Source organism: Anaerobacillus sp. ABR4_321, from assembly GCF_056158505.1.
Genome location: NZ_JBSWTK010000001.1, coordinates 3431571 through 3456436, shown reverse-complemented (window position 1 = coordinate 3456436; position 24866 = coordinate 3431571). Strand labels below are relative to the sequence as shown.

The window sequence follows — 24866 nt, the reverse complement described above, 5'->3', positions numbered from 1 at the left end:
ATTGTCGGACATCGAGGAGAATAACATAGAGTAGATAGCTAAATATGGAAAAATGAGGTGGAGTCATGGTGGCATTGCGTTTTGATACAAAACATTACGTATTATCGATGCTTCTCGTTTTTGTACTCGCAGCAAATTTCCTTGTCTACAGGTTACCAGTCTCGCTGCCCGTTCCTCGAGAGGCCCAGCTGCTCGTGATGGCTTCAATCGTTGATCTAGCCATCGTCGCGCCTATTTTCATACTAGCAATAATAGGAATGTTTTCTGTGAAGCGGCTGCTCCTCACGATGGCAGGTGGACTCCTTCTCGTCAGGTGGGTTATTCCAGTAGAATACCTTTCTTCAGTTTTTAACATGTCTCAAATCGATATGGCGTTAGGAGTCCTTGTTTTCGCGCTTGAAATCGGGTTGCTTATCGCGCTGATCCGCTATGTTCCTTCTATTGTTAGAGGAGTGAAACAAAGTAAAGAAACCTTTTTATTTTCTTTTCCAGTTGCTATGGAACAAAACGTTCGTGATCATTCCGTTATCCGAATCCTCGTCTCAGAAATCCTCATGTTCTATTATGCGTTTTTCTCATGGAAAAAGAGTGCGGATGAAACGAACTTTACGTTACATAAAAAATCAAGTCTTATCATGATTCACATCATGACTATCCACGCGATCGCGATCGAAACGATCGGACTTCACTATTGGTTACATGAGCAGTCAGCGAGCATTTCTCTCGTGTTACTCATCTTAAATGTGTATTCCATCGCCTTCCTCGTTGGAGAAATCCAGGCGATTCGCTTAAACCCAGCAAGATTAGAAGGTGAAAGACTTTACTTATCTCTTGGTTTAACGAAACGAATGATCGTTTCTTTGGATGAAATTGAGTCAATTACGGTTGATCGTGCTTCTTTAGATAGCGCGATCGACAAGAAGACAACCATCGCATTCATCGCAAAAGATTTTGAAGAAGTAAAGCCAGAACTAATTTTAGAACTAAAGAATCCTTGTAAGGCCACGCACCTCTTCGGGATCCAAAAGTCTTATACGAGAGTTGCGTTACGTATCGATGAGCATCACGAGTTTCTGAGTAGATTAGTTAATCATTTGGAGGGACAGGCGTGAACAACATAGAGGAGCAGTATAAGAAATCGACGAACTTACGTACACGCATCAGTATTCACGAGCGATTCAGCACAAACAAAGAAGATTGGCATCGATGGCTCTTCGACCGATACAACCTTCCTGATGAAAGATTGCGCATTCTAGAAATCGGATGTGGAGATGCAACATTCTGGGTGAAAAATCGCGAGCGGGTATCAGAGCGATGGAGCATCACACTGTCTGACTTTTCAAGAGGTATGGTGGAGGCAGCAAAAACGAACGTGAGCTGGTTGGCAAACATTTCTGTGGAGCAAATGAAAATTGAAAACATTCCTTATGAAGAGAACCTTTTTGATGTCGTTATTGCGAATCATATGCTTTACCACGTTCCTGATCGTAACAAAGCGTTATTTGAAGTGCGGAGAGTGTTGAAGGATGGTGGTACGTTTTTTTCTTCTACAATTGGAGAAGAGCACATGAGGGGATTTGGAGACCTTTTAAAAGGGTTCTCTCCTCAACTGGATTATCCATCCGCCACCGTACACGCAAAGGAGTTTGGATTAGAAAATGGAGCGGATCAATTGAGAAGTTTATTTGATAATGTCGATCTCATCGATTTTCCAGGTGACCTCAGCATCACCGATGAGCACGCCATCATCGACTATTTACACTCAACGAATGTACACCGATTTGGTGAGGAAGAAGTGGCAGGTTTTCTACAGTATTTACAGGAAGTAAAGGAAGCGAATGGCGGTGCGATACCGATTACGAAATCTACTGGATTGTTTGTTTCGCAGTAGTAGAAAGGAGAGAGCTTATGCGAGACCAAGAAGAAGTTTTAGAAGGTGGAAACGTGTCGAACGTCTATCGATCAGGTCAAACGGTGAGACGAGAATTGAAGGAAGGCAGCTACAGAATTCATGCGCTGCTCGATCACCTCGAACGTAAGGGATATCTTCATTCACCGAGGTTCCTATGTATCGATGAGCAAGGGAGAGAAGTGCTGACTTTTATTAAGGGAGAGGCGGGAAACTACCCTCTAAAAGAATACATGCTTTCAGACGATTCACTTGTCGAGATCGCGCGGATGCTTCGCACGTATCATGATGCTGTGAGTGACTACGCCTACGATCCCGACTGGCCACCGTTAGAGCATACACCTCCACATCATGAAGTGATCTGTCACAATGATTTTGCCATCTATAACATTATTTTTCACGATAAAGAACCAGTTGGAATCATCGATTTCGATATGGCGGCACCAGGTCCAAGAATCTGGGATATCGCTTATACCCTTTACACGTGCGTACCTTTGAGCAGGTTCATGGTTAAGGAAGGTTCTGAGATCAAGAGGCGGGTCTCCATGTTCTTCGAAGCGTATGGCGAAACGTTTGAAGACGATTGGGTAGAGGTTGTGGTGGATCGATTAGAAGGTCTCTGTCAGACCATTACGAGAAAAGCGTCAGAAGGTGACAAGGCGTTTCAAAAAATGATCGAGGAGGGGCATGTCACGCATTACAAGGAAGAGATCGCGTTTATTAAAAAACATGGTCATGCGTGGAAGTAACCGCTTCGTTTACAAGTATTTCTAATCGTGTTAGAATTTTTAAAAAATGATGGCGTGCAGCTTCACAGATAATCTCGTCCCAAAGCGAGGGGCGGGATTTTTTTATGTTAGCGAAAGGGGGGACCGTGATGCAGCCACTAGATTCAGATCGAATCACATTAAGACCATTTGAAATGGAAGATGCACCTCGCATCCAGCAGTTAGCCAACCATAAAGATGTGGCGAACATCATTGGCTTACCTTATCCGTATCGCTTGGAGCATGCGGAGGAGTGGATCAAGATTCAGCCGGAATTGATTGGAAGCGGCACAGAGTACCCGCTCGTTATGTACTCTAAGGATCACGATGAACTGATTGGGACGATCTGTATACGTGTTGACAAGAAAAACAATCGAGGTGAGCTCGGGTATTGGATCGGAAGGTCATACTGGGGAGAGGGTTTTGCGACAGAAGCCGTCAAACGAATGATCACATTTGGATTTACTGACCTTGAACTAAACAAGGTGTGGGCAACAGCGGTCACTCGAAACAAAGGATCGATCAAGGTGCTCCAGCATGCTGGGATGGTACGAGAAGGCGTCCTGAGAGAGGATCGAATCGTGTTAGGAACCTATGAAGATGCTGAAGTGTATGGGATGTTGAGAAGTGAGTTTGATAGGTCGCGGAATTGCTAATCTATCATTATAAAAAAACAACTGCGATTTTGCGCTCGAGTTTTGAAAGGGGGAGATCACGTTGCACGTGCGGAACGTGAGAAGTTCAGATTATGACCAGCTTGCACCTTTGATCAACGAGTGGTGGGGTGGCAGACAGATGTCAGACCTTTTACCAAAACTGTTTTTTGATCATTTTCAACCTACTAGTTTTGTAATAGAAAAAGAGAATAATATCATCGGCTTCCTCATCGGATTTCTTTCTCAATCGAACTTAAAGGAAGCATACATACACTTTGTTGGCGTCCATCCGGAATTTAGGCAACATAACGTGGGTAGTTCGCTTTACGAGCGATTTTTTAAAGCAGTAACATTCGAAAATCGAGATACTGTAAGAGCGGTGACGTCCCCGGTAAACAAAGCTTCCATCGCTTATCATACGAAGATGGGTTTCGAGATCGTTAAAGGGGATCGATTGGTCGATCGGGTACCGGTTCATTCAAACTATGATGGAGAAGGAAAAGATCGAGTGTTATTCGTAAAGAAACTACGTGATGAATAGAGGGGTAGCATGGATAGAGCTTACTTTATCGGCATCGTACCGCCGGAAGGTTATTTAAAAAGAATACAGCACTTCCAGAATAAGTGGAATGAACATACAGGAGTTGAGCCTCACATTACGTTAAAAGCGCAAGGGGGCTTAACTGCTGATCGAGAGTGGGTCGAAAAAGTGAAGGAAGTGTGTTCGAAAAGTACGCCGTTTCAACTAACGCTCGAGGGTCCTGCGTATTTTGGAGATATCGTTTTATACTTACAAGTTCGTTCACATGAATTGATCGAACTGCACCATCAGCTTGTGAGGGCGGTTTCACCATCAAACGAGATGATCAAGCAGTATTTTGAAGGTGAGGATTTTGTCCCTCACTTAACGCTAGCAAAAGAGACGTATAGTGGCGGTATTTCTAAAGGTGTCTCAAGATCTGATCTTAAGGAAATGGAGAAAAAAGCAAAGGAAGAACTGACGTCTTATCCAACGTTTGACGTGACGTTCATTCGGATTTATGAGCTAAATGCCGATGAGCGTAAGTATGAGCCGTTATTGGATGTGCCTTTGGGTGAGATGATGGAGAGTGGAGGATAAAAGAATGAAGAATTGTTTAAGGTGTGATTCGAAGATGGTGGAAGCAAAATTAGATAGCTCGCCTATTCGCGTTTATAAAGCTTCAGTGAAGCCGAATAAAGAGACGATGAGCAGTGTGGAGGCTTATGCATGTCCAAAGTGTGGCTATATTGAGCTTTATGCATCTTCTCCAGAGAAGTTATCCTGATGATTTACGTCGTTCGCCATGGTCAAACTGACCTGAACAAGGAGAGAAGACTGCAAGGAAGACGTGGTTTGCCACTGAATGAGGTTGGTGTTCATCAAGCAGAACGCGTGAAGGAGAAACTTCAGGATGTTGAGTTTGATCTCGTGTACTCCTCACCGCAGGAACGTGCTGTTCAAACTGCAGAAATAGTGGCAGGGAAAAAAGCCACGCTCGATGATCGATTGAATGTGTTCGACCTTGGGGCAGCTGATTCCTTAGTGGTTAGCGAAGTGAAAAGAGTGAATGGAATTCCTGACCCCTCTATCTACAATGGAGTAGAAGACCCCCGGCTATTTATGAAACGGGTGTTTCATTTTATGAGCGAGCTCGAGACGAACTTTACCGATAAGCAAATTCTTATTGCGGGCCACCGATGTACCACGGGAGGAATCGGTGCTTATTTTAGAGGGATTCCTGAAGATGAAAACATCTTACAATACTCTTCTGATAATGGAGATTATAGGGTTTATGAATTTAAGATTTAAGAAACGATTCTGACCAATGAGAGGTGAAAGATCATATTTAAATTGAATTTAGTGAAGTTCCAAAAGGATGATTTTGAAGACTATTATCGCCTTGTTTCCAATGAAAGCGTGATGGCTCAAATCACCGAGCGTGCCATTCCGTTAGAAGAAGCGCGGTCGAATTATGAGAAGGTATTATTGAGTAACAAGGGTAGTGATTTACTAGGCTCTTATAAGATCATGAGTGAGGACCAATTCCTAGGTCTTGGTCACGTCACGTTGAAAGAAGCTTACGAAGCTGAAATCGGTTATATGCTGCTGCCGCCATTTTGGGGGAGAGGATATGGAACTGAAGTGGCAAGAATGCTGATCGAGCTTGCTGAACAAACAGATGTGAAAAAGCTCATGGCGACGATTGATCCAAATAATATAGCTTCTAGAAAAATTTTGGTCAATCAGCAGTTCGTATCAGAAAAAGTTGGTGAAATAGACGGATTACCAGGTGAAATTCTGAGCAAACGTTTATCGGAATCCATTCGAAAAGAGATCGAACGATGAAAAACAAAGAGAACGTATTGAATGGGATAGGGGTCGTCTTTTTCTTTTTACTGTTTGTCGTGAGCATGTCTTTCTTAAATGAGATGCCGCTCTTAACGATTACTGGTATCTTAGGATTAAGCGGTGTTTCGTATTTTGTTTATCGGTTTGTTTCATTACAGATTAAAAAAAGCGTAGTAAAATGAAGCTGATATCGTTATTAAGGTTAGGGTGGTAGGATGTCTATAACGGGTATAAATCATCTTTTATTTTCGGTTTCTAACTTGGAACATTCTATTACGTTTTACAAGAACGTATTTAACGCTAAATTGTTAGTGAAAGGTAAAACAACAGCATATTTTGATTTAAATGGAATATGGCTTGCTCTTAATGAAGAAAAGGACATACCTCGAAATGAAATAAAGCAATCTTATACGCATATTGCATTTTCGGTAGAAGAAGACGACTTCGAAGAGATGGTCAATAAATTAATAAGTCTTGAAGTCAACATTTTGTCAGGCCGTCCAAGAGCGGAAGAAGATAAGAAATCGATTTATTTCACTGATCCAGATGGCCATAAATTTGAATTTCATTCAGGAATGATGAAGGACAGATTAGATTATTACAGAAAAGAAAAAACACATATGGAATTCTATGATTAAAGAAAGGTGACTTGTATTTAATGACTAGCCCAGAAGCCAAAGAGATGTCCATTAAATCGCTGGAGTCCACTTACAATAAACTTTCAAATGCTTATAAAAGCATAAGCGAAAAAGGTTCAAATACGACGCTCGTCTTAAAGAGACTTAACGCCGTAGAGATCGGAATAAAAAGTTTAAAAGACAATTGGAACAGTGAGGGGTTCTTTTATGACGAAGAACCAATAAGGAATTCTAAAGAAGTTCTAGAAGGCATTATTCCATCTATTGAAAAACAGATTGAACGAGCAAAAAAAGGTAGTGCGCAAAAAACAATAAATGAGCGCCGTTTAACTGCGCTTAAACTAGCAATCGAATCATTGGAGCAACGTCTAAACTAAACCGTCCCTTAACCGTTTTAGAAAAAAGAGCTAAAAACCTATAAAAAAAATAACGATCAGAGGCATTTGGCCCGCTGACCGTTATTTTTGCGATTTTACGGTATATGTTTCATTTACTCAAGCGCATTATTCTCGATGATAGCATCTGATAAGCGCAGTTGCTCCGCGGACTTCTCAATTTGTTCCTCACACTTACTATGGGAAACTTCTTTTTCAGCGGAAACAGAGTAACATGTTCCTTCTCCAGACGCTTCCGTTAAATTGGCTTTGTAATAAAGGTCTTGATAACGGAACGAGCCATCTCTGAAAACGGTCATGTTTTCTTTGTCATCGAGTAATGAGTTTCCAAGCATGAATGTTGGTTCGATGTCTAATACATCCAGAATCGTAGGTGCAATATCGATCTGTCCTCCGTTTCCTTCCATCACTTTTCCTCCGTCTTCATTCGGCAGCTTGATGAATAACGGCACTTGACGGTCGAGTTCGAACGCATCGATATCGTTCTCAACGTTTGCTTCTTCTGCCATTTCATCGTCTGGCATCGTAAGGCCGCTGTCGTGGTCTCCATAAAAGATGACGAGTGCATCGTTCCACATATTCTTCTGCTTCAGCTCCTCGATCATCACCCCAACTGCTTTATCAACAAAATGAACCGTCTGATAATACTTCTTCAGCTGCTCATCTTCATAGCCTTCAAGGTTAAGTTCTCGCTTCTCTTTTGGAATATCGTAAGGCGTATGACTCGAAAGAGCGACCATGAAGGCGAAAAAAGGCTTTTTCAACTTTTCCATCTTTTCGATCGAGGAGGTGAAGAAGGTTTGGTCGTTCAACGCCATCCCCACTTTATCTCCGTCTGGATAATCTTTTTCACTGTAAAAGTGATCAAATCCGACGTTCTCATACACATCATCCCGGTTCCAAAACCCTTCCTTAAAGGCATGCATCGCTGCCGTTTCATAGCCGTAGTTCTTAAGAAGGTCAGGGAGCGCTTTGTATTCGTTCGTTGGAAAGCGCGTGTAAACGGACCCTGATTTCAGCGGGTAAAGTGATGTTATTGTCGTGAACTCAGAATCCGATGTTCGCCCTTCATGGGTTTGGTGATAGAAAGATGGAAAGTAAAGTGATTCTTTTTTCAACTCGTTTAGATTCGGTGTTAACACCTGGTCGTTCACGAATTGGTCGATGACAGAATCCTGAAACGATTCGAGCTGCACAAGGATGATGTTTGGCTTATCAGTTACCTTCTTAGGGTCTGTCTCTTTGTTGAGAGACTTTTTAATATCTGATTTCACTTCGCTCGAAACGTTCGGTTCGTCGTCGATTTGCCGCTTTAGTTCAGTGACAACATCCAGTCCATGATAGCCCCAGAACCCAAGCTGGTAATACTCGCGCATGTTCGAAATCGATTCATCCATCAGCCATTTTTCTTTATTAACGAAACTCATAACGAGCGGTGTCGCAAAAATAACGATTGCCGCGGATAACGAAAGGCCAGCGATCAAGCGCTTTTTCTTTTTTGGTAGTGGATTATCTTTATGACGTAATAGAAAAATTACGACTCCAAAGATGACGAGATCAGTGAAGATGAGAAAATCCTTCACCATGATGAGCTCCATAAATGCACCACCAACGTCACTCATCTGAAGCATCTGTGAGATCAACGCGACCGACAACAGATCGTCGAAGTAGCGGTAGTACCAGAGGTCAGAGAGAATGAGCGTACTATGTAAAAAGAGAAGGATGAAAAGAATCCATCGTCTTTTTTTCGGTTTTAAGAAAAGGGTCCAGAACGAGATCATCACCATGCCTGCTACATTCACAAGGAGGAAATCAAACTGAAACGCTGTGTTCGTATACAAACTAAATAGAAACAATTTTAAAAGTGATAGTATGAGATAAATCCAATAATCGAGCGTTTCCATTTCAACACCTCCTATGATTAGTCCTTGTACTAAGTTATCTCCTAAATTTCCTTTTTTAGTTAACTAGGAAACATTCGGATGTGCTTACAGAAAATCATACGAGATTGAAGAAGGAGTATGGGTGAAGATGAGAAATAGTAGTAGTGAGACGTGAAGAGGTGCACGATCTAAAAAGGAGTGTGTTCAAATGAATGGTAGAAGTCGAAAAGTAGATGGTTTTCTTAAGAAAGCGAAGCAGTGGAAAGAAGAATTTGAGACGTTGCGAGAGATCATTTTAGACTGCGGCTTAACAGAAGACATGAAATGGATGCACCCTTGCTACATGTATGATGATAAGAACATTGTGCTGATCCACGGATTCAATGAGTACTGCGCGATCCTTTTTCACAAAGGTGCGTTACTTAAGGATCCTCAAGGCATCCTCATCCAGCAGACGGAAAATGTGCAGGCTGCACGTCAGGTTCGGTTTACGAACGTGAACGAAATTGTAGAATTAGCGCCGATACTGAAAGACTATATTAAGGAAGCGATCGAGGTGGAGAAAGCAGGACTGAAGGTTGAAATGAACAAAGATATTCAAATTCCTGAAGAGCTTCAGCAAAAATTTAATGAGAGTCCACAATTGAAAAAAGCGTTCGAAGAACTGACGCCAGGACGTCAGCGCGCGTATGGCTTTTACTTTTCAAAAGCGAAACAATCGAAGACAAGGGTTTCTCGCATTGAGAAATATGTGCCACATATTCTTGAAGGAAAAGGATTGAATGATTGATTCATTCATTCATTCATTTCCTTTTTTCTGGGTAATTCGGTAAAATCTGAAACTTTTCTTGTTCTAGTCCGTAGAAAAGGTAAGGCAATTACATAGATTGCAAACCAAGAGAGGATGATGAACGGGATATGATGGAATTTATCGGACTGATTATTTCAGCGGTCATTTTGTTTTTCTTATTGATCGCAGCCGGAATCGGCTTTTTTATTTTCAAAAAGCGGTATAAGACGGCAAGCTCCAATCAAGCGCTGATTATCACGGGGCCAAAACTTGGAGATGCAGAAAAAGACAATCGCATTTTCGTCGATGACAACGGCAGAAGCATGAAGATCGTGCGAGGTGGCGGTATTCGCCTCAAGATGTTCCAAACGAGTACGCCGATCGACCTTACGTCGTTCCAGCTCGAGATCGCTTCACCAAAAGCATACACGTCTGAAGGGGTACCGATTAAAGCGACGAGTGTTGCGGAGATCAGTATCGGAAGCAAGCTCGAGATCGTTGCGAACTATGCAGAGAAATTTCTCGGTAAGGAACAGAAGGAAAAAGAACGTGAGCTGAAGGAAGTTCTAGAAGGTCACCTTCGTGCGATCATTTCTTCCCTTACCGTCGATGAAATCTACAAAGATTTTAATTCAGTAAACAAAAAGGTTAAAAATATCGCAGAAGAAGATTTGAAGAACCTAGGTTTTGAGATCACATCGTTCGCGCTTAAAGAGTTAAAAGATGATGACGAAGAGAACGGCTATCTTGAAGCGCTAGGACGTCCAAGAATCGCAGAAGCACGTAAAGATGCGGACATTGCTGAAGCGAACGCGAGACGTGAAACGCGTATGCATAAAGCAAAAACAGACCAAGAAGCAGAAGAAGATGAGATCAGACGTCAGATCGACATCGCGCAATCTCAAAAAGATAAAGATGTGAAAGAAGCGGAATATAAAGCAGAGGTTGAACGTGGACGTGCGCGTTCTGAGCAGTCTTACAACCTCGAGCAAGCTACGCTTAACCAGAAGGTAAAAGAAGAAGAGATGCAGGTTCAATACATCGAACGTAAGCGTCAGGTTGAACTAGAGCTTGAGGAACAGAAGCGTAGACGAGCACAAGCTGATGCGGACGCATACGATATCCGTGCGAGAGCAGAGGCGGAAGCTGAGAAAGATCGGATCGATGGTGAGACAAAAGCAGAAATCGAGAAGCAAAAAGGGCTTGCAGAAGCTGAGGTTATTCGCGAACGTGGTAAAGCCGAAGCGGAAGCAAAAGAACTGATGGCTCAGGCGATGGAGAAATACGGAGAAGCAGCGATCATAGAAATGGTCGTAGAGATGCTGCCGAAATATGCGCATGAAATTTCTCAGCCGCTTTCTCAAATCTCAGACATGAAAGTGATCGATATGGGCGGAGGAAGCAGCAATGGCTCTGCGAAGATCACCGATAACGTAACGAAAACGATGACGGGACTTCAAGCGAGTCTTAAAGAGTCGACAGGTATGGACTTAAAAGCCATGCTTGAAAGCTTCGTATCGAGAGGAAACTATAATAGTTTCGCTTCAGAGGAGAAGAAGTCTGAAGCAGAAGAAACGGAAGAAGCTGAAGATGCTGAAGCGCACGAGCGTGAGCAAAAGCAGTATGAAAGTGAAGTCGCTTCTGCGTATGAAGAAGAATTAGAGAAAGAACAAAAAGAGTAACGGTAAGCGCGTCGAATTCGTTCGGCGCCTTTTCTTTATACATGCGACCAACATTAAGATAATCGTTACGATCGATAAGGAGAGTGTGTATCTATCAAGAGTCTCTTAAGTAGCGGATTATTCATTATCACTTTTATTGTGGTGACGACCTTAGAATCTTTAACGCCTTTATACAACATGTTGCTTTGTTGTGTATTACTGTATGTGATCTATCAAAGTGAAGAGAAGTTATCTCCATGAAAAAGTAAATGTCATCGCTAATGCTATGTAAGTTGATCGTCTTTCGATAACAGTATTGCGGCATATGGAATAGTTTGGAATAATTAAGAGTGGAGCATGTTTTACGCCTTAGGAGGAACGGTGAACGGAATGAACACAGACGAAAAGATTCTAGAAGAATTGAAAGAAATAAACCATCGATTAGGGAAGATAGAAGAGGCAAATGAAGAGCAACCATCAAACCTTGTTTTTAGTATGATAAAGTCGCTGTTAACCGGTCTATTGATTGGTGGAGTGATTGCTGTAGGATTTGGAATGGTTCAAATCATCGCAAGTTGGATCATGTAACGTTTTTTAAAAGGGGAAATTCATAAATGAATTACGAATTTAACGTGATGACACAAAATCAAGCTGAGGAAATCGCGCGCAACTGGCATTATGATGGGCAGTACGCCTTTTATGATATGGAAGCAGATGAAGAGGATCTTGCTGAATTCCTTGATCCAAATGCGCGGGGAGAATCGATGTACGCTGTGACGAATAACGATGAGCTGATCGGGTTCTTTAGTGCGAACCAGGTTGCTGACATCATCGACATCGGATTAGGGATGAGACCTGATCTTACTGGAAGAGGACATGGAAAAGCGTTTTTGGAGGCTGGCATTTCTTACGTAAAATCTACATATGAACCAAAAACCATCACGCTTGCTGTAGCCACCTTTAATCAGCGAGCGATTTCGTTGTATCGAAAGCTAGGCTTTCAAGATGTAGAAACGTATATGCAGGATACGAATGGGAGTACATATGATTTTCTGAAGATGCGTTATGAGTGCTGGGGCTAACGGTGGAAACACTGGACATTATTAGAGCAGCCACAGCGGATAGTTCAGTGTACGACAACGGTTTTGGAACTCAAGATTGAAAGGAGACTGTTTTTGTATGACGATAAGTAAGAACCGTAACTATACAATTTTCTTCCTCATGCTGGCACCTGCCTTCATCGCAGGTGGTATGGCATTAAGTGACATTGTTCCTTTTTCAATCGTGATCGGTTGGCTAATGGCACTCGCGAGTCAGATCACTGCGATCGTCTTCGCAGTTAGACGTAATCGAATCCATCGTACAAATCAGAACTTGCCTCGTTAGGGAAGTTCTTTTTATTTGCATCAATATAGTCGTAAAGCCCTTAACCTTTTGCATAGGCTGATAGTAATAGCGTATCGATGAAGGGTGGGAATTTTATTGAAAAGTGGACTACCTTTATTAACTTGCGGAAAAACGTTTGCTCCAGAATTGCCAGAACAGCTTGATCGAAGTGAGCCTCCGATTACCATTGCCGAGGTTTTCGTCGATTTGAAATCGATACAAACCCCTTGTGTGCTAACAAAGTATTCAGAGTTTATCCAGTTTACGCTATTTGGATTGAATCCGAAGCTGCGTATTTGTTACCGACTGATTAGAAAAGGGGTTAGAGACGCACAGATTTTACAAGAATGGGAGTTTCTATACGATGCTACCGATCGAGTGGGATTTGGAGATATAAATGCGATACAACCGACGGTTCTCAATAACTGTGATTGCTTGAAGAAGGGGAGAAGGAAGCTCGCGTATCACATTCAAATCATTGAGATTGAGACGAATGGCGTTCGGAGCTATCGTCTTCAAAATCAAAGCTTTACTGCGACTGCCATCACAGGTGAGTCTCAGCATGAAAGGAAGGGAGCTCGATGAGAAAAAAGCGTCCTTCAGTTGTTAAGTCGTATAAGCCTGTCCCAAGCGTGAAGTCCGAAGAGCAACGGTACGTAAACCCTTTTATTGCGTGCGGGAAAGTATTTAATCCAGTGTTACCTTTTGAACTTTCTCAAGATGATCGACCTGTACCATTAACGCGTGTATCGATCACGGTGAAGAGTTCGCTACCTACAAATGTTCTTATTAATTTTTCTTGTTTTATCACATCAGCTCTAAGAGAAGCGGGGGCATTCAACAACCTTGTGTTTCGTCTGGTCCGTGAATGTTCCTCAATGAAAGTACCGTTAAGAGAGTATTCGTTTCAAAGGCAGCTGCCATCTCCTACTGATATAAAGGAGCCGCTCGTCTACAATTTTTGTGATGAGAATCCGCCGATGAGGACGTGTACGTATACACTTTTTCTTGTAAAAGCAAATGTATCGAAATCATCCTTTTACGATATTACGAACAAGAGCATGACGGGACTCGTTTTTCCTGCCCCGATTAAAAGGGAGGATGAAAGGATATGAAGGAATTTGGCATTCCAACATTAGCGTGCGGTGAGATTCTTAAGAAAAAGATTCCTTCTGAGCTCTCGAGAAAAAATCCACCTATCACGCTCGCAAAAGTTGTGGTGAATCCTCGCACCGTTTCGTCTCCTTGCGTGCTGTTGAATTATTCGTTGAATATAAGGTTCGTTACTGAGGGTGTTGAGCCTATTATTAGCCTCCGTTTCCAGTTGGTAAGAACACCGAAAGCCACAAAGAAGACGACCGTACTCGAAGAATGGCAGTTCGAGGGTGCTGAAATTATTCCGACTGATGTTCCGAGTACGAAGACGATCGAACCGATTGTCTTTAACAACTGCGATTGCAATCATTTTTCTAGTCCAGTTATGTATCGCATGCAGCTCGTTGAAATCGTGACGAATAACGTGCGTTTTGTGATCGATGATGAGGAATTTTCAGCCATTGTGATGAGTGGAATGGATCAACGCTAGCGTAAAGGATAACGATATCCGCGAAAAATTCATTTTATCCGCGATAACCAGGATATATCCGCGCTTTTCGCTATTTATCCGCGAATATCAAATTATATCCGCTAAAACGAGTTTTTATCCGCGAAACGAAATTCCCCACTATATTCAATACGAATGAAGGCACCTATTTAGGTGCCTTCACTTTATGAAATCTTACCATTTACAGTAAGCAGTACCAACGATGATCAACAAAATGAACAATACCACGATCAACGCGAAGTTTTTGTTGTATCCTGACATGAATATCCCTCCCAAATCCTAAATAAGAGGAAATTCCCTCTCTTACTACTAGATTATGTAGAAGTTTGAAAGATGTGAAGACAAGCTAAAACTAGTTTTATAAAAAAAAGAAACCTCTCGGATCCTGATCCGGGAGGTGAGGGGTGCGACGAATAGGTCTATCTAATCTACTAAAGGCTACTTCTAGATTACCAGAAGAAAGGTCCGTAGCTAAAAGCAGCGATCGAAGCGAATGCTACTGCGATAAGCGCAGCACCGAAGAAAAAGTAGCTTCCATACCCTGGACCACTGTCTCCGCCGTCTAATGGACGAAGGTAGACGTGGTTGTTGTCGCAGTGATCAACATATCCGCGATGTACTTTTCCATCATGACAGCGAATTTCTACGCATCTGCCAACGTTACTACCGAAATGATCTTGATAAGACATAATTTCACCTCTTCTATAATTCGTAGTATTCGGTACTAGTTTATGTAACCAAGCCATCATTCGCATGGACGGGTAGCCGGTATTCAATTAAAAATATAAATTTGCTGAGTGCCCGAACAAACCATTCACCCATTTCATACGCTGTAAAGAAATGAAAAGGGGGGAATCAGAATGAGTGAAAAGTGTGATGTTCAAGGAGCTTACAGAGGTGGAGCTGGAAAAGGCTTTGCTTTGATCGTTGTATTGTTTATCCTTCTAATCATCGTAGGTGCAGCTGCACTTGGCGGTGCTTATGGATGTAACAATGTAGCGCCTGCATATGGAAAAGGCTGCGGATACGGTGGCGGATACGGCTACTAATCGCCGGAAGAATCGGACCAAACATACAAAAAGGTCCGTACAAAAAGAGGGTGCCAGTGGCGCCCTCTTTTTATATAAAAAAATCTTGAATTCAAATATCTTTAGTTTGAGTTTTTCGGAATAGGGAATTTATCATAGTATTCGGTACCTAGGAGGAGTAAAAATGATTTCAGATCTTGATCTGATCAGTCGCATCATGAATAAGGAGAAGGACGCATTGACACTCCTCTATGATCAATATGATACCCATCTCTATCGAATCGCCGTAAACATGGGATTCGATGAAGCGGTAATCGAGGCAACGATAACAGATTTTTATCGAACGATATGGAGATCGCCTGATATCCTTTTGAGTAAGAAAACACTTTCTTACGCCATGACCCATCTTTACATAGAGATTTGTTTAAAAAGAGATGATAACAAAAAAGCAATTACTGTTTAAAGGCTTAAACTATAACTTTAATCCACTTCTGCTCTTAAACCTTCTCAGCAAGATATGCGATTCCACTCTTGTGATTCCCTCAAGTGCATATAATTCATTGTTTACAAACGACTCCAATTCAATGAAATCCTGTACAAGTACGTGCATATGAAGGGTGCTTGGTCCAGTCATCTGGTAACAGCTCGCAACATATGGATTGTTTGCCAGGTTTTCTGCCACCTCAACGAGCGCCCTCGGTTCACAATCCACTTCGAAAAAGGCTGACACCCCTTTACCTACTTTTTCACTGTTTACCACACATGAAAATTTCTCGATCACCCCACATTCCATAAGCTGATTCACGCGAGACCTCACCGAGACACGGGAGAGGTCTAATTCTTTTCCGATGTCCGCGTAAGACATACGGCCATCCTCTACGAGCAGTACGATGATTTGCTTATCGATGTCATCGATCTTGAGCTTACCGTCCTCTTTCATCGTTTCACATCCTAACTCAATTTTATGTTTTTCATAAAAAGGATTCAATTTTCAAAACATTTCATCTATAATTGGATGTATCCGTTTGTTAATTAAAATAACATAATTGATTAACAAATAGTATAGATATATGAACAACTATAAACAAATTGAAAATAAGTGAATCAGTGAACTGGTAATGAAAGGAGCTTATTAACGATGACAACCGATTATCTTCACCACCCTTATACGTCTCAACGGATGACGACCGTCGCCAACAAAGGCATGGTCGCAACGTCTCAGCCTCTTGCAGCTCAAGCGGGTCTGGATATTTTGAAAAAAGGGGGCAATGCGATCGATGCTGCGATTGCAACGGCTGCAACGCTTACTGTAGTTGAACCGACATCGAACGGAATCGGTGGTGACGCTTTTGCGCTTGTTTGGACGAAAGGAAAACTTTACGGTCTGAACGGGAGCGGTCCTGCGCCAGCATCGATTTCAATCGATTCCTTAAACAGTAGAGGTTACGATGAAATTCCAAAGTATGGATGGGTGCCTGTCACCGTTCCGGGAGCTCCGGGAACATGGGCTGAGCTATCTCGCGAGTTCGGAAAGCTCTCCCTTAAAGAGACGCTCGAACCTGCAGTACGCTATGCAGAAGAAGGATATCCGTTATCACCGGTATTAGCTAAGTTCTGGAAGAATGCGTACGAACAGTTTCGTGAAGCGCTGACAGATAAAGAGTTCGAGCATTGGTTCGAAACGTTTGCGCCGAATGGTAGAGCACCTGAAGTAGGTGATGTGTGGAGGTCTCAAGGTCACGCAGACACTATACGAAAAATTGGCGAAACGAATGCGGAATCGTTTTATAAAGGTGAACTAGCTGATAAGATCGCTTCTTTTTCAAAAAAATATGATGGATACCTCACGAAGGATGATCTCGCTTCCTATAAACCAGAGTGGGTTGACCCGATTTCTGTTAACTATAAGGGTTATGATGTGTGGGAGATCCCTCCAAACGGCCAAGGGTTGATCGCACTATCTGCACTTAATGTCTTGAACGGATTCGAGTTCGATCATAAAGACTCGGTGGAAACATACCATAAGCAGATCGAAGCGCTGAAGCTTGGGTTTGCTGATGGACAGAAATATATCACAGAACAAAGTGAGATGTCGGTTTCAGTTCAAGGGTTGTTATCAAAAGAGTATGGTGATGAACGTAGGAAGCTCATCTCTGACGAAGCGCTGATGCCAGCACCAGGAGAGCCTCCAAAAGGAGGAACGGTTTATTTATCGACGGCTGATTCAGAAGGCAATATGGTTTCGTTCATTCAAAGTAACTATATGGGCTTCGGTTCAGGGTTGGTCGTGCCAGGTACAGGAATTGCCCTGCAAAATCGAGGGCATAATTTTTCTATGGATCAAGACCACGACAACGCGCTTAAAGGCGGTAAGCGTACGTACCACACGATTATCCCAGGATTTCTTACGAAGGATGGGAATGCCGTCGGACCGTTTGGTGTCATGGGTGGCTTTATGCAGCCGCAAGGTCATGTACAGGTCGTTTCAAATCTAATCGACTTTCATTTAAATCCACAGGCTGCACTCGATGCACCGAGGTGGCAATGGACAGAGGGGAAGAAGGTATGGGTTGAATCTACATTCCCACCATACCTTGCGGAATCACTAAGAAGAAAAGGGCACGAGATTGAAGTTCAGCTCGAAAAAGGTGCGTTTGGAAGAGGGCAAATGATTTGGCGCGACCACCAAACTGGTACACTGTATGGTGGAACCGAATCTCGAACAGATGGTTCAATCGCAGCTTACTAACGCGAGAAGTAGAAAGGTGGTACTTCATGAAACAGTGGCAGCTATTCCTTGCCTTTTTTAGAGTGGGGATGCTTGGATATGGAGGCGGGCCATCATCTATTCCTCTTGTGCATAAAGAAGTAGTCGAAAAGTATAAATGGCTTAGTGATGATGAGTTTGCGGATATTCTTGCTCTAGGTAATTCGCTACCTGGGCCGATCGCAACGAAGATGGCCGGCTACATCGGTCACCGCGTTGCCGGAATCACCGGAATGATGAATGCCGTTCTGGCAACGATCGTACCAACGATCACGATCATGATCGTCCTCTTAACCTTTTTGTCCAGTTTCCGTGACAAAGCCTGGGTTCAGGGAATGACGCAGGCGGTTGTTCCTGTTGTCGGTGTGATGCTTGCCGTATTAACGTATGACTTCTTTCGTAAAGCACAGGGGAAATTGGGGTGGGTCCTTACGTTAGTGATGACGTTCGTTTCGTTTGTAGTAATCGAAATCGCTGGCGTTCACCCTGGAATCGTCATCGGGGTGTTGTTGCTTTATGCGCTTCTTAAGCCTTCAAAAAAGGATGAAAAAGGAGGGGAGGTGTCATGATTTATTGGGAGATCTTCGTCGCCTTTTTCATACCAGGGATTCTTGGCTATGGGGGAGGCCCTGCATCGATCCCTCTCGTCGAGAATGAAGTAGTCGGACGCTTCGGATGGATGAGTGTGAACGAGTTCAGTGAGATGCTCGCGATGGCGAATGCATTACCAGGGCCTATCGCGACGAAGATGGCAGGTTATATCGGTTTTCAACAGGGAGGCGTTCTCGGTGCGTTCGTAGGCGTATTCGCAACAGTCGCTCCGTCGCTCATCTTAATGGTCGTCTTATTGAGCATCCTCTATAAATTTAAGGATTCACCGAAGGTCAAGCTGATGACAGCGCTCATCAGACCTACGATTGCCATCCTACTCGGCGTTATGGCATTTCAATTCTTTGCAAGCTCTTACGAAGGAGCGGGCTTCTTGCAAACGATCTTTCTCATCGCCGCCAGCTTCATACTGATGGAACGGATGAAGGTACACCCTGCCTTCGTAATCGTGGGCTCCCTTGTATATGGCGCCGTGTTCTTAGGGTGACAGGTACCACCCGGTTTTAGTCAAAGAATGTCATACTGAAGGAGGTTCTCTTCTTGAGAGCCTCCATATTTGTTTCTATCGTCTCTTTTTCAAAACTACTCAATTTCTAGTTGAGTTATGTAACGTCTATCACTCAAGCAGAAGTTGATAGGCAGACCTCTATGAAAACGATACGATGAATCTATACTAATCAAAGAGGTGATTCACATGTTCGACATGAAAAAGGTAGGGAAGCAAATTGCGTTTTTGAGAAAAGAAAGCAATGTTACACAAATGGCATTGGCTGATAAGTTAGGGGTAAGTTATCAAGCCATCAGTAATTGGGAACGGGGGCTTACGATGCCTGATATCGCAAAACTTCCGGAGCTGGCTAGTGAGTTTGGTGTTACAATCGATCACATTTTGCAAGGGGATATTGGAACGGAACTAGTTAAGACTATTGCTGAAAGTGACACCCTCATCATACACTCGGTGGAAAAAGAAGAGTTGTTGAATGCAGCACCTCTTCTTACGACAGATCAAGCAGAGCGTGTGTATCAGCAGCTAAACAGTGAATTTTCAATAGATGATATCTCTCATATCGCCCCTTATATTAGCCAGGCGTCTATCGATACGCTCGTAAAGAAGCATATGGAATCTAGTGGTCTTGAAGGGTTGTCTTCTGTTGCGCCTTATTTAAGTGATGAAACGATTGATTACATTGCCGTAAAGGGTTTTGAACAGGATGGTCTTCATTCGATCACTTCAATCGTCCCATTTGTAAGCCTGGAGATTCTTGAGGAATTAGCAGGGAAAGAACTTGAGCATAAAGGGATAAAGACATTATCATCGGTCGCCGCATTTTTAAACAAAGAGTTTATCGACGAGTGTGCTAGAAGGGAATACGAATTACGCGGCGTACAACACTTACCGGCACTCGCACCATTTATGAGTGAAGCAGCTTTGAGTGAGCTTGCGAAGAGGAGTGTTGAAATAAATGGAGTGGACTCCATCACAGCAATCGCCCCATTCTTGAAGAAAGAGCTGTTAAATCGTATTGCGTTAGAAGCTATAGCGAATGGAGGCATAAAAGAAGTGAATGCCATCTTGCCATTCATCGACCTAACAGCCATCGAGGAACAAATGAGGAAGTAGTGGTGACAGGTACCACACGGTTTAGCTCGATTGGTGTCGACTAGTTTTATTGCCCTGTGCATTAGCACAGGGTAATTTTTTCTTTGCTAGAATGCTAGTGTTGCTATTTTTACTCAAAACGAATTATGAGTATGGTAAAATGTGGTTGAAAGATAAACTGAACTTATAGGTGATGAAGATGACGATCATACAAAAATCTGATGTAGGGAACACACCGTTCCAAAAGCTTCTAGGACATAATCCTGATGTGATGAAGGCATGGTCATCGTTAGGAGATGTACTTGAAAACGATGGTATCCTTACTTCAACGTTAAAAGAACAAGTAAGAAGAACGTTGGCTCAACAGAATGGCTGTGAATATTGTAAAGCGAAGGGGAAACCAGATCCATCCCTTTTCGGTGAGAAAACCTCTCTTGCGGCCGGCTTTGCTGAAGTATACTTAAAACAAAACGGCGATGTGTCTTCCTCCATAATCAATGTATTAAAGGAGTCTTTTTCTGAGGAAGAGATAAGCGAGCTCTTCGCGTTTATCTGCTTCACCACTGCTCAACAGCACTTCGGAGCGTTAATGAAATTGCAGCCTTAAACGAAGAGTGGACAAGGTTCGCGAACTGTGGTGTGAAAACAGTGATGCGTTCTACAAATCTATTAAAAATGAGGAAGAGACATTATGAAAAAGTATTACCTTGCTGTGACCTATGATGTTTGTGAACATAATGATTTGTTTGTAGATATGAATGAGTATCCTATTAATTCGTCATCAGAAATGGAAGCTCAGGTAAAGGATTTCGCGAAGCAAGATGTTGCACCACTTGTAAGAGTGTATGAGTCAGAGACGAGTGATTTTAAAAACATCACGTTACATAGAGAATTTACATTCAAAGAGTATGAGTGTCGTTGTGAGTCAGATAGCATGTGAGGTGAAACATGAGTGAAGATGTCTTAAAGAAAATCAGGCTTGTTCTTTTCTACATAGGATTTTTAATTATTGCGGTTTCAGTGTCTTATTTTATTGCATATCCGGTTGGGTTCGCACCTAATGGTTACGAATTGATAGAATCAACAGAAGACAAAGCGACCCTACAAACTTATACAATAATGGGAATGAAAGATGAAGAGATCACCTACCGCCCGGAAGAAGAAAATGAGTGGAGGATGACTTACCTGAGTGAGCGAATCGATCAACTGCCACAAGACTATTTCTTTTTCTTCACGTCGGTGACCGTGGCGATTTTTTGGGCAGGAATCGACTTTATTAGAAGGCGTTCCCTTAAAAGGAGCTTGCTTCAGGCAGGGGCATTTATGCTATTTCCTACTTTAACGTTGGTTGGGAGCATCAATGACATTAAGGACGTTATACAGCATTCACTCTAGGGTTCGGTTATGTGATCGATGACAAGTTAGGAGGTATACAATGGATCAAGATAAGCTTCGAGCTGCCTTGATTTTAGGTTCATTAGTAGGATTGATTGGCATAATCATGCTTTTCTTTAGTGTGGATTTCGGTACAGAGATAGCTGAGAACTGGTTAGCTGAAGAAGGAGGGGCAAATATGGAGTATTACCATATTGCTGTCCAGGGCTTTATCAACAACTTTATAGTCGCTGGAGGAATTATGTTTGCTTTTGGACTAATCGTGACATCGGTTGCGCTATACCTCAGGTGACAGGTACCACCCGTTTTAGCTCGATTGATGTCGAACCCCGTCATGTAAGGGTTTAGCGTATGTATGCAAAATGTCCTGTATATCAATACAGGGCATTTTTGTATGCTTTAGTATGGTAGAATATGGGTTGGTGAGTGTTTGTGTTAAGGACCCTTCCAATCGTCCTATTGGAAGGTTCGTCAACGGAGGAAAACACATTTGCTTCACCTACAAAATAGTCGTTATACAAAACTAATGATAAGATTAACTACTAGCAACCTACAAGGGGAGAACGTTCATCCATCTTATAAGGGAGTTAGGTTGGTTACAACATATCGAAAAACGTCGTTAGGGATTAGGGAGAGATGGATGATGGGGGATCAGTTTAGTCAGTATAATGTTTGGTTGGTATCATTGTCTTTCGCAATTGCGGTCCTATCTGCTTTTACATCGTTACATATTGCGAGCCGCTTGCTAGGTTCGAAAGGGAACGATCGTATCGTTTGGGTATCGATAGGGAGTTTTACGCTGGGTGCTGGGATTTGGTCGATGCATTTTGTGGGAATGCTCGCTTATGACACCCACATGACGGTAACCTACGACCCGTTATTGATGTCCATCAGTATTCTTTTCTCCATCGTCTCAAGTGCGATCGCGTTTTACGTGATCAGTTTAGAGGTTAATAAAACGAGTACCTATTTACTTGGATCTGGTCTTATCGGAATGGGGATCATTTCGATGCACTATATTGGGATGGCTGCGATGCAGATGCCAGCAGCCATTACATACAATGGGAAGTTAGTAGCACTCTCTGTCTGTATTGCATTTATTGCTTCTTATACTGCGTTAAAACTTTTTCTTTCTTATGCTCAAACAGCTAGTTGCAAGTGGAGGCTATGGACGAGTGCGTGCGTCATGGGAGTCGCGATCACAGGGATGCATTATACAGGGATGGCAGCGGCTTCCTTCGACGGAATGAGCGTAGCTATTCTTCCTCAAATGGATTCAAGCATTGATCAAGATACATTAGGCTATCTAGTCGTTGGTGGCGTTTTATTAATCATGGCGTTTACGGTCATCGTCATTAAATATCAGGCAAGGATTGAAGATAGCAATCATCGTTTTGCGATTATTGACCGTATGCATCGTTCGATCATCGAATCCGCGAATGATGCCGTCATAACTGCTGACCATGAGGGGAACATCTTATCTTGGAATAAAGCTGCGGAGAGAATTTTTGGGTATCATTCGAAGGAAGTCATCGAGGCACCTCTTGAGAAAATCTTGCCAACTGGTTTTCAAAATGCGCACCAGGATCAGGGAGAGGGAAACGATGAACGAACAGGTCAAACCGTAGAATTAGAAGGTATACATAAATCAGGCCGCGCATTTCCGATCGAACTTTCTTTATCAACGATCAAAGATGGAGCGAATGTTTACTTTACAGGAATCATTCGAAATATAACGGAACGAATCGAAAGCCAAAAGCGAATTGAAGAGCTCGTCTATCGTGACGACTTAACGCATTTGCCGAATCGAAGGATGCTGTATGATCACTTATCTTCATGTATTGAAGAAGCAGCTGCTCGTGCTCAAACCATCGCTGTTATGTTTTTAGATTTAGACCGTTTTAAGCAAATAAATGATGTTTACGGTCATCGCGTTGGGGATCATTTTTTAAAAAAGGTTGCCAGACGAACGCAGTCTTGCCTCACTTCAAACGATTTATTAGCAAGACAAAGCGGAGATGAATTTGTGATCGTATTAACGGAAACGAGTGAGGATCAGGTTAGAAACGTTGCGAAGGAAATCATTCAAGCAATCGCTGAACCTTTCTTTATCGATAAATTAGAACTCTATACATCAACATCTGTTGGCATCAGCTTATATCCCAAGGACGGTACGGATGCGGACACGTTGTTAAAGCATGCGGATACCGCTATGTATGAAGCGAAGAAGGAAGGCGGGAATCAGTATTCCTTTTTTACGAACGAGCTCGACCAAGTGATTTCAAGGAAAATGATGATTGAAACAGGCCTTCGTAAGGCGATTGAACGAGAAGAACTGGAAGTCTATTATCAACCGCAGGTCAATGTGGCCACACAGAAGGTTATAGGATTTGAAGCACTCGTTCGCTGGAATCATCCTGTGCTCGGTCTCGTCTCACCAGGAGAATTTATTCCTCTCGCTGAAGAAGCAAACTTAATCATTCCGATGGGAGAGTGGATCTTACGGGAAGCTTGCATTAAATTTAAGGAATGGGTAGATGATGATCATACGTTGACTCATATTTCAGTGAACATTTCTGCCATCCAGTTTAAACAACCGAACTTTCCTGACATCGTCAAGGCGACTTTGAAAGAAACCAATTTAGATCCATCTTATTTGGAGCTTGAACTAACAGAAAGTAGTGTCCAAGAACCTGAACACGCAATTCCTACCATGCATCGTTTGAAAATGATGGGCGTCAAACTATCACTTGATGATTTTGGAACAGGTTATTCTTCTCTTAGTTATTTAAAAGATTTCCCATTAGATACATTGAAAATCGATCGATCGTTCACGCAGGCCATTCATGAGAATCAAAGGGACAAGGCAGTTGTGGAGACAATCGTGCATATGGCTCTGAAGCTTGGTTTGAATGTGATCGCGGAAGGTATTGAAACGCCTGAGCAGTTGAATAAGATCATTGAAAGTAAATGCCATGAGTATCAGGGGTATCTGTGTAGTCCGCCTTTGCCGCAGCATCAGATCGCAGCGAAGTTTATTAAAAAGGAATTGAGCTTAAACATACAAAAGGAGCCTCTCAATCAAGAGGCCTCCAGTTAATATAACGGCTGTTGGTTCTGACAAGGTGGAAAACCATTGATATCCTGAATCATCGAAAAATCGTATTGTTTCAGGGCGAATTGGGCTTGATACAAATATTCCATCACTAACACTTTACCTTGTGACGTACCGCATAACACGCCAGACGTCCCCTGGCCATTCGTTAATGAGATGCCCACAGGGTGACCGATTAAATATTGAATCTTCTGATGCCAAGGCATAGGCAACACTCCTTCACATCATCTTATTGAAAGGGGAAGTATAGGTGCATGTCTAAATACAAGAAGGAGTAGCGGTCTTTTTATTGA

The 24866-nt window shown here is 42.6% G+C and carries 35 protein-coding genes and 1 pseudogene; 31 read left to right on the top strand and 5 right to left on the bottom strand.

Annotated elements, in window-relative coordinates:
• Positions 1-68: 68 nt before the first annotated feature.
• The 12 genes from ACXADT_RS18145 to ACXADT_RS18090 all read left to right on the top strand — a co-directional run bounded on the left by ACXADT_RS18145 (position 69) and on the right by ACXADT_RS18090 (position 6718).
• A complete protein-coding gene (locus ACXADT_RS18145; RefSeq protein ID WP_474832236.1) occupies positions 69-1112 on the top strand; it encodes a beta-carotene 15,15'-monooxygenase in 1044 nt (347 codons plus the stop codon).
• The gene (locus tag ACXADT_RS18140) at positions 1109-1891 is read left to right on the top strand and encodes a class I SAM-dependent methyltransferase (RefSeq protein ID WP_474832235.1); all 783 of its coding nucleotides are present in this window, start codon (positions 1109-1111) and stop codon (positions 1889-1891) included. Before ACXADT_RS18145 ends, ACXADT_RS18140 begins: the two co-directional genes overlap by 4 nt.
• Before the next feature lie 17 nt (positions 1892-1908).
• On the top strand, positions 1909-2658 hold the full coding sequence (locus ACXADT_RS18135; RefSeq protein WP_474832234.1) for a phosphotransferase enzyme family protein: 750 nt from the start codon (positions 1909-1911) through the stop codon (positions 2656-2658).
• A gap of 128 nt (positions 2659-2786) precedes the next feature.
• Positions 2787-3332 carry a GNAT family N-acetyltransferase gene (locus ACXADT_RS18130; protein ID WP_474832233.1) on the top strand — a complete coding sequence of 182 codons (546 nt, stop codon included), beginning with the start codon at positions 2787-2789 and terminating at the stop codon, positions 3330-3332.
• A 61-nt stretch (positions 3333-3393) separates the two neighbouring features.
• Entirely contained in the window at positions 3394-3873 is a 480-nt protein-coding gene (locus ACXADT_RS18125) for a GNAT family N-acetyltransferase (RefSeq protein ID WP_270181286.1), read from the top strand.
• Between the two features lie 9 nt (positions 3874-3882).
• Positions 3883-4452, top strand: coding sequence for a 2'-5' RNA ligase family protein (locus ACXADT_RS18120; protein ID WP_474832232.1), 570 nt, complete (start codon positions 3883-3885; stop codon positions 4450-4452).
• A gap of 4 nt (positions 4453-4456) precedes the next feature.
• Positions 4457-4639 carry a hypothetical protein gene (locus tag ACXADT_RS18115; RefSeq protein WP_270181288.1) on the top strand — a complete coding sequence of 61 codons (183 nt, stop codon included), beginning with the start codon at positions 4457-4459 and terminating at the stop codon, positions 4637-4639.
• Complete coding sequence (locus tag ACXADT_RS18110) at positions 4639-5163, top strand: histidine phosphatase family protein (protein ID WP_474832231.1); 525 nt, start codon at positions 4639-4641, stop codon at positions 5161-5163. The genes ACXADT_RS18115 and ACXADT_RS18110 overlap by 1 nt, the downstream gene beginning before the upstream one ends.
• 33 nt (positions 5164-5196) lie before the next feature.
• Entirely contained in the window at positions 5197-5700 is a 504-nt protein-coding gene (locus tag ACXADT_RS18105; protein ID WP_474834583.1) for a GNAT family N-acetyltransferase, read from the top strand.
• Positions 5697-5885: a hypothetical protein gene (locus tag ACXADT_RS18100; RefSeq protein WP_474832230.1), complete on the top strand. Its 189-nt coding sequence runs from the start codon at positions 5697-5699 to the stop codon at positions 5883-5885. The genes ACXADT_RS18105 and ACXADT_RS18100 overlap by 4 nt, the downstream gene beginning before the upstream one ends.
• Positions 5886-5918: 33 nt before the next feature.
• The gene (fosM, locus tag ACXADT_RS18095) at positions 5919-6341 is read left to right on the top strand and encodes a FosM family fosfomycin resistance protein (RefSeq protein WP_474832229.1); all 423 of its coding nucleotides are present in this window, start codon (positions 5919-5921) and stop codon (positions 6339-6341) included.
• A gap of 20 nt (positions 6342-6361) precedes the next feature.
• The gene (locus ACXADT_RS18090; RefSeq protein WP_474832228.1) at positions 6362-6718 is read left to right on the top strand and encodes a hypothetical protein; all 357 of its coding nucleotides are present in this window, start codon (positions 6362-6364) and stop codon (positions 6716-6718) included.
• 113 nt (positions 6719-6831) lie between these two features.
• Here ACXADT_RS18090 and ACXADT_RS18085 read toward each other — a convergent pair whose 3' ends face one another.
• Positions 6832-8640, bottom strand: coding sequence for an LTA synthase family protein (locus tag ACXADT_RS18085; protein WP_474832227.1), 1809 nt, complete (start codon positions 8638-8640; stop codon positions 6832-6834).
• 187 nt (positions 8641-8827) lie between these two features.
• Between ACXADT_RS18085 and ACXADT_RS18080 the strand changes: the two genes are divergently transcribed.
• The 8 genes from ACXADT_RS18080 (at position 8828) to ACXADT_RS18045 (ending at position 14041) form a co-directional block, all read left to right on the top strand.
• Positions 8828-9409, top strand: coding sequence for a YdeI/OmpD-associated family protein (locus ACXADT_RS18080; protein WP_474832225.1), 582 nt, complete (start codon positions 8828-8830; stop codon positions 9407-9409).
• Positions 9410-9537: 128 nt separating this feature from the next.
• The gene (locus tag ACXADT_RS18075; RefSeq protein ID WP_474812852.1) at positions 9538-11091 is read left to right on the top strand and encodes a flotillin family protein; all 1554 of its coding nucleotides are present in this window, start codon (positions 9538-9540) and stop codon (positions 11089-11091) included.
• 360 nt (positions 11092-11451) lie between these two features.
• Entirely contained in the window at positions 11452-11658 is a 207-nt protein-coding gene (locus ACXADT_RS18070) for a hypothetical protein (RefSeq protein WP_474832224.1), read from the top strand.
• 26 nt (positions 11659-11684) lie between these two features.
• Positions 11685-12152 (top strand): GNAT family N-acetyltransferase, encoded by a 468-nt coding sequence (locus ACXADT_RS18065; RefSeq protein ID WP_474832222.1) that lies wholly within the window; start codon positions 11685-11687, stop codon positions 12150-12152.
• 97 nt (positions 12153-12249) lie between these two features.
• Positions 12250-12456, top strand: coding sequence for a hypothetical protein (locus ACXADT_RS18060; protein ID WP_474832221.1), 207 nt, complete (start codon positions 12250-12252; stop codon positions 12454-12456).
• A gap of 96 nt (positions 12457-12552) precedes the next feature.
• Positions 12553-13041 (top strand): hypothetical protein, encoded by a 489-nt coding sequence (locus ACXADT_RS18055; RefSeq protein WP_474832219.1) that lies wholly within the window; start codon positions 12553-12555, stop codon positions 13039-13041.
• Positions 13038-13571, top strand: coding sequence for a DUF4489 domain-containing protein (locus ACXADT_RS18050; RefSeq protein ID WP_474832217.1), 534 nt, complete (start codon positions 13038-13040; stop codon positions 13569-13571). The genes ACXADT_RS18055 and ACXADT_RS18050 overlap by 4 nt, the downstream gene beginning before the upstream one ends.
• Positions 13568-14041 (top strand): DUF4489 domain-containing protein, encoded by a 474-nt coding sequence (locus tag ACXADT_RS18045; RefSeq protein WP_474832216.1) that lies wholly within the window; start codon positions 13568-13570, stop codon positions 14039-14041. Before ACXADT_RS18050 ends, ACXADT_RS18045 begins: the two co-directional genes overlap by 4 nt.
• A 192-nt stretch (positions 14042-14233) precedes the next feature.
• On the opposite strand, the gene ACXADT_RS18040 is transcribed toward ACXADT_RS18045, so the two are convergent.
• The gene (locus tag ACXADT_RS18040) at positions 14234-14320 is read right to left on the bottom strand and encodes a YjcZ family sporulation protein (protein WP_270182026.1); all 87 of its coding nucleotides are present in this window, start codon (positions 14318-14320) and stop codon (positions 14234-14236) included.
• A 188-nt stretch (positions 14321-14508) separates the two neighbouring features.
• Entirely contained in the window at positions 14509-14748 is a 240-nt protein-coding gene (locus ACXADT_RS18035; protein ID WP_270181302.1) for a hypothetical protein, read from the bottom strand.
• Positions 14749-14955: 207 nt separating this feature from the next.
• Between ACXADT_RS18035 and ACXADT_RS18030 the strand changes: the two are divergent.
• Both ACXADT_RS18030 and ACXADT_RS18025 read left to right on the top strand, forming a co-directional pair.
• Positions 14956-15024: pseudogene (locus ACXADT_RS18030) on the top strand (YjcZ family sporulation protein); the annotation flags it as partial.
• A 247-nt stretch (positions 15025-15271) separates the two neighbouring features.
• Positions 15272-15550, top strand: coding sequence for a hypothetical protein (locus ACXADT_RS18025; protein WP_474832215.1), 279 nt, complete (start codon positions 15272-15274; stop codon positions 15548-15550).
• A 9-nt stretch (positions 15551-15559) separates the two neighbouring features.
• On the opposite strand, the gene ACXADT_RS18020 is transcribed toward ACXADT_RS18025, so the two are convergent.
• The gene (locus ACXADT_RS18020) at positions 15560-16027 is read right to left on the bottom strand and encodes an Lrp/AsnC family transcriptional regulator (protein WP_474832214.1); all 468 of its coding nucleotides are present in this window, start codon (positions 16025-16027) and stop codon (positions 15560-15562) included.
• 198 nt (positions 16028-16225) lie between these two features.
• Here ACXADT_RS18020 and ACXADT_RS18015 point away from each other — a divergent pair, with 198 nt between their 5' ends.
• From ACXADT_RS18015 to ACXADT_RS17975, 9 genes are all read left to right on the top strand, one after another.
• On the top strand, positions 16226-17836 hold the full coding sequence (locus ACXADT_RS18015) for a gamma-glutamyltransferase family protein (protein ID WP_474832213.1): 1611 nt from the start codon (positions 16226-16228) through the stop codon (positions 17834-17836).
• 26 nt (positions 17837-17862) lie between these two features.
• On the top strand, positions 17863-18423 hold the full coding sequence (locus tag ACXADT_RS18010; RefSeq protein WP_474832211.1) for a chromate transporter: 561 nt from the start codon (positions 17863-17865) through the stop codon (positions 18421-18423).
• Positions 18420-18950: a chromate transporter gene (locus ACXADT_RS18005; protein WP_270181308.1), complete on the top strand. Its 531-nt coding sequence runs from the start codon at positions 18420-18422 to the stop codon at positions 18948-18950. The genes ACXADT_RS18010 and ACXADT_RS18005 overlap by 4 nt, the downstream gene beginning before the upstream one ends.
• Before the next feature lie 207 nt (positions 18951-19157).
• Positions 19158-20084, top strand: coding sequence for a helix-turn-helix domain-containing protein (locus ACXADT_RS18000; RefSeq protein WP_474832210.1), 927 nt, complete (start codon positions 19158-19160; stop codon positions 20082-20084).
• Between the two features lie 178 nt (positions 20085-20262).
• Positions 20263-20670 (top strand): carboxymuconolactone decarboxylase family protein, encoded by a 408-nt coding sequence (locus ACXADT_RS17995; protein WP_474832209.1) that lies wholly within the window; start codon positions 20263-20265, stop codon positions 20668-20670.
• Between the two features lie 84 nt (positions 20671-20754).
• On the top strand, positions 20755-21003 hold the full coding sequence (locus ACXADT_RS17990) for a hypothetical protein (RefSeq protein WP_474832208.1): 249 nt from the start codon (positions 20755-20757) through the stop codon (positions 21001-21003).
• A gap of 8 nt (positions 21004-21011) precedes the next feature.
• Complete coding sequence (locus tag ACXADT_RS17985) at positions 21012-21458, top strand: hypothetical protein (RefSeq protein WP_474832207.1); 447 nt, start codon at positions 21012-21014, stop codon at positions 21456-21458.
• 40 nt (positions 21459-21498) lie between these two features.
• Entirely contained in the window at positions 21499-21750 is a 252-nt protein-coding gene (locus ACXADT_RS17980; protein WP_474832206.1) for a hypothetical protein, read from the top strand.
• A 351-nt stretch (positions 21751-22101) separates the two neighbouring features.
• On the top strand, positions 22102-24558 hold the full coding sequence (locus tag ACXADT_RS17975; protein WP_474832205.1) for an EAL domain-containing protein: 2457 nt from the start codon (positions 22102-22104) through the stop codon (positions 24556-24558).
• On the opposite strand, the gene ACXADT_RS17970 is transcribed toward ACXADT_RS17975, so the two are convergent.
• Positions 24555-24779, bottom strand: coding sequence for a hypothetical protein (locus ACXADT_RS17970; RefSeq protein ID WP_270181315.1), 225 nt, complete (start codon positions 24777-24779; stop codon positions 24555-24557). The two genes, ACXADT_RS17975 and ACXADT_RS17970, sit on opposite strands and share 4 nt — an antisense overlap.
• Between the last annotated feature and the right edge of the window lie 87 nt (positions 24780-24866).

Excerpts from the sequence above, each read along its gene's own strand:
- ACXADT_RS18135 (WP_474832234.1), top strand. The coding sequence starts at position 1,909 with ATGCGAGACCAAGAAGAAGTTTTAGAAGGTGGAAACGTGTCGAACGTC.
- ACXADT_RS18130 (WP_474832233.1), top strand. The coding sequence starts at position 2,787 with ATGCAGCCACTAGATTCAGATCGAATCACATTAAGACCATTTGAAATG.
- ACXADT_RS18120 (WP_474832232.1), top strand. The coding sequence starts at position 3,883 with ATGGATAGAGCTTACTTTATCGGCATCGTACCGCCGGAAGGTTATTTA.
- ACXADT_RS18115 (WP_270181288.1), top strand. The coding sequence starts at position 4,457 with ATGAAGAATTGTTTAAGGTGTGATTCGAAGATGGTGGAAGCAAAATTA.
- ACXADT_RS18110 (WP_474832231.1), top strand. The coding sequence starts at position 4,639 with ATGATTTACGTCGTTCGCCATGGTCAAACTGACCTGAACAAGGAGAGA.
- ACXADT_RS18100 (WP_474832230.1), top strand. The coding sequence starts at position 5,697 with ATGAAAAACAAAGAGAACGTATTGAATGGGATAGGGGTCGTCTTTTTC.
- fosM (WP_474832229.1), top strand. The coding sequence starts at position 5,919 with ATGTCTATAACGGGTATAAATCATCTTTTATTTTCGGTTTCTAACTTG.
- ACXADT_RS18090 (WP_474832228.1), top strand. The coding sequence starts at position 6,362 with ATGACTAGCCCAGAAGCCAAAGAGATGTCCATTAAATCGCTGGAGTCC.
- ACXADT_RS18085 (WP_474832227.1), bottom strand. The coding sequence starts at position 8,640 with ATGGAAACGCTCGATTATTGGATTTATCTCATACTATCACTTTTAAAA.
- ACXADT_RS18080 (WP_474832225.1), top strand. The coding sequence starts at position 8,828 with ATGAATGGTAGAAGTCGAAAAGTAGATGGTTTTCTTAAGAAAGCGAAG.
- ACXADT_RS18075 (WP_474812852.1), top strand. The coding sequence starts at position 9,538 with ATGATGGAATTTATCGGACTGATTATTTCAGCGGTCATTTTGTTTTTC.
- ACXADT_RS18065 (WP_474832222.1), top strand. The coding sequence starts at position 11,685 with ATGAATTACGAATTTAACGTGATGACACAAAATCAAGCTGAGGAAATC.
- ACXADT_RS18060 (WP_474832221.1), top strand. The coding sequence starts at position 12,250 with ATGACGATAAGTAAGAACCGTAACTATACAATTTTCTTCCTCATGCTG.
- ACXADT_RS18050 (WP_474832217.1), top strand. The coding sequence starts at position 13,038 with ATGAGAAAAAAGCGTCCTTCAGTTGTTAAGTCGTATAAGCCTGTCCCA.
- ACXADT_RS18045 (WP_474832216.1), top strand. The coding sequence starts at position 13,568 with ATGAAGGAATTTGGCATTCCAACATTAGCGTGCGGTGAGATTCTTAAG.
- ACXADT_RS18040 (WP_270182026.1), bottom strand. The coding sequence starts at position 14,320 with ATGTCAGGATACAACAAAAACTTCGCGTTGATCGTGGTATTGTTCATT.
- ACXADT_RS18035 (WP_270181302.1), bottom strand. The coding sequence starts at position 14,748 with ATGTCTTATCAAGATCATTTCGGTAGTAACGTTGGCAGATGCGTAGAA.
- ACXADT_RS18025 (WP_474832215.1), top strand. The coding sequence starts at position 15,272 with ATGATTTCAGATCTTGATCTGATCAGTCGCATCATGAATAAGGAGAAG.
- ACXADT_RS18020 (WP_474832214.1), bottom strand. The coding sequence starts at position 16,027 with ATGAAAGAGGACGGTAAGCTCAAGATCGATGACATCGATAAGCAAATC.
- ACXADT_RS18015 (WP_474832213.1), top strand. The coding sequence starts at position 16,226 with ATGACAACCGATTATCTTCACCACCCTTATACGTCTCAACGGATGACG.
- ACXADT_RS18010 (WP_474832211.1), top strand. The coding sequence starts at position 17,863 with ATGAAACAGTGGCAGCTATTCCTTGCCTTTTTTAGAGTGGGGATGCTT.
- ACXADT_RS18005 (WP_270181308.1), top strand. The coding sequence starts at position 18,420 with ATGATTTATTGGGAGATCTTCGTCGCCTTTTTCATACCAGGGATTCTT.
- ACXADT_RS18000 (WP_474832210.1), top strand. The coding sequence starts at position 19,158 with ATGTTCGACATGAAAAAGGTAGGGAAGCAAATTGCGTTTTTGAGAAAA.
- ACXADT_RS17995 (WP_474832209.1), top strand. The coding sequence starts at position 20,263 with ATGACGATCATACAAAAATCTGATGTAGGGAACACACCGTTCCAAAAG.
- ACXADT_RS17990 (WP_474832208.1), top strand. The coding sequence starts at position 20,755 with ATGAAAAAGTATTACCTTGCTGTGACCTATGATGTTTGTGAACATAAT.
- ACXADT_RS17985 (WP_474832207.1), top strand. The coding sequence starts at position 21,012 with ATGAGTGAAGATGTCTTAAAGAAAATCAGGCTTGTTCTTTTCTACATA.
- ACXADT_RS17980 (WP_474832206.1), top strand. The coding sequence starts at position 21,499 with ATGGATCAAGATAAGCTTCGAGCTGCCTTGATTTTAGGTTCATTAGTA.
- ACXADT_RS17975 (WP_474832205.1), top strand. The coding sequence starts at position 22,102 with ATGGGGGATCAGTTTAGTCAGTATAATGTTTGGTTGGTATCATTGTCT.
- ACXADT_RS17970 (WP_270181315.1), bottom strand. The coding sequence starts at position 24,779 with ATGCCTTGGCATCAGAAGATTCAATATTTAATCGGTCACCCTGTGGGC.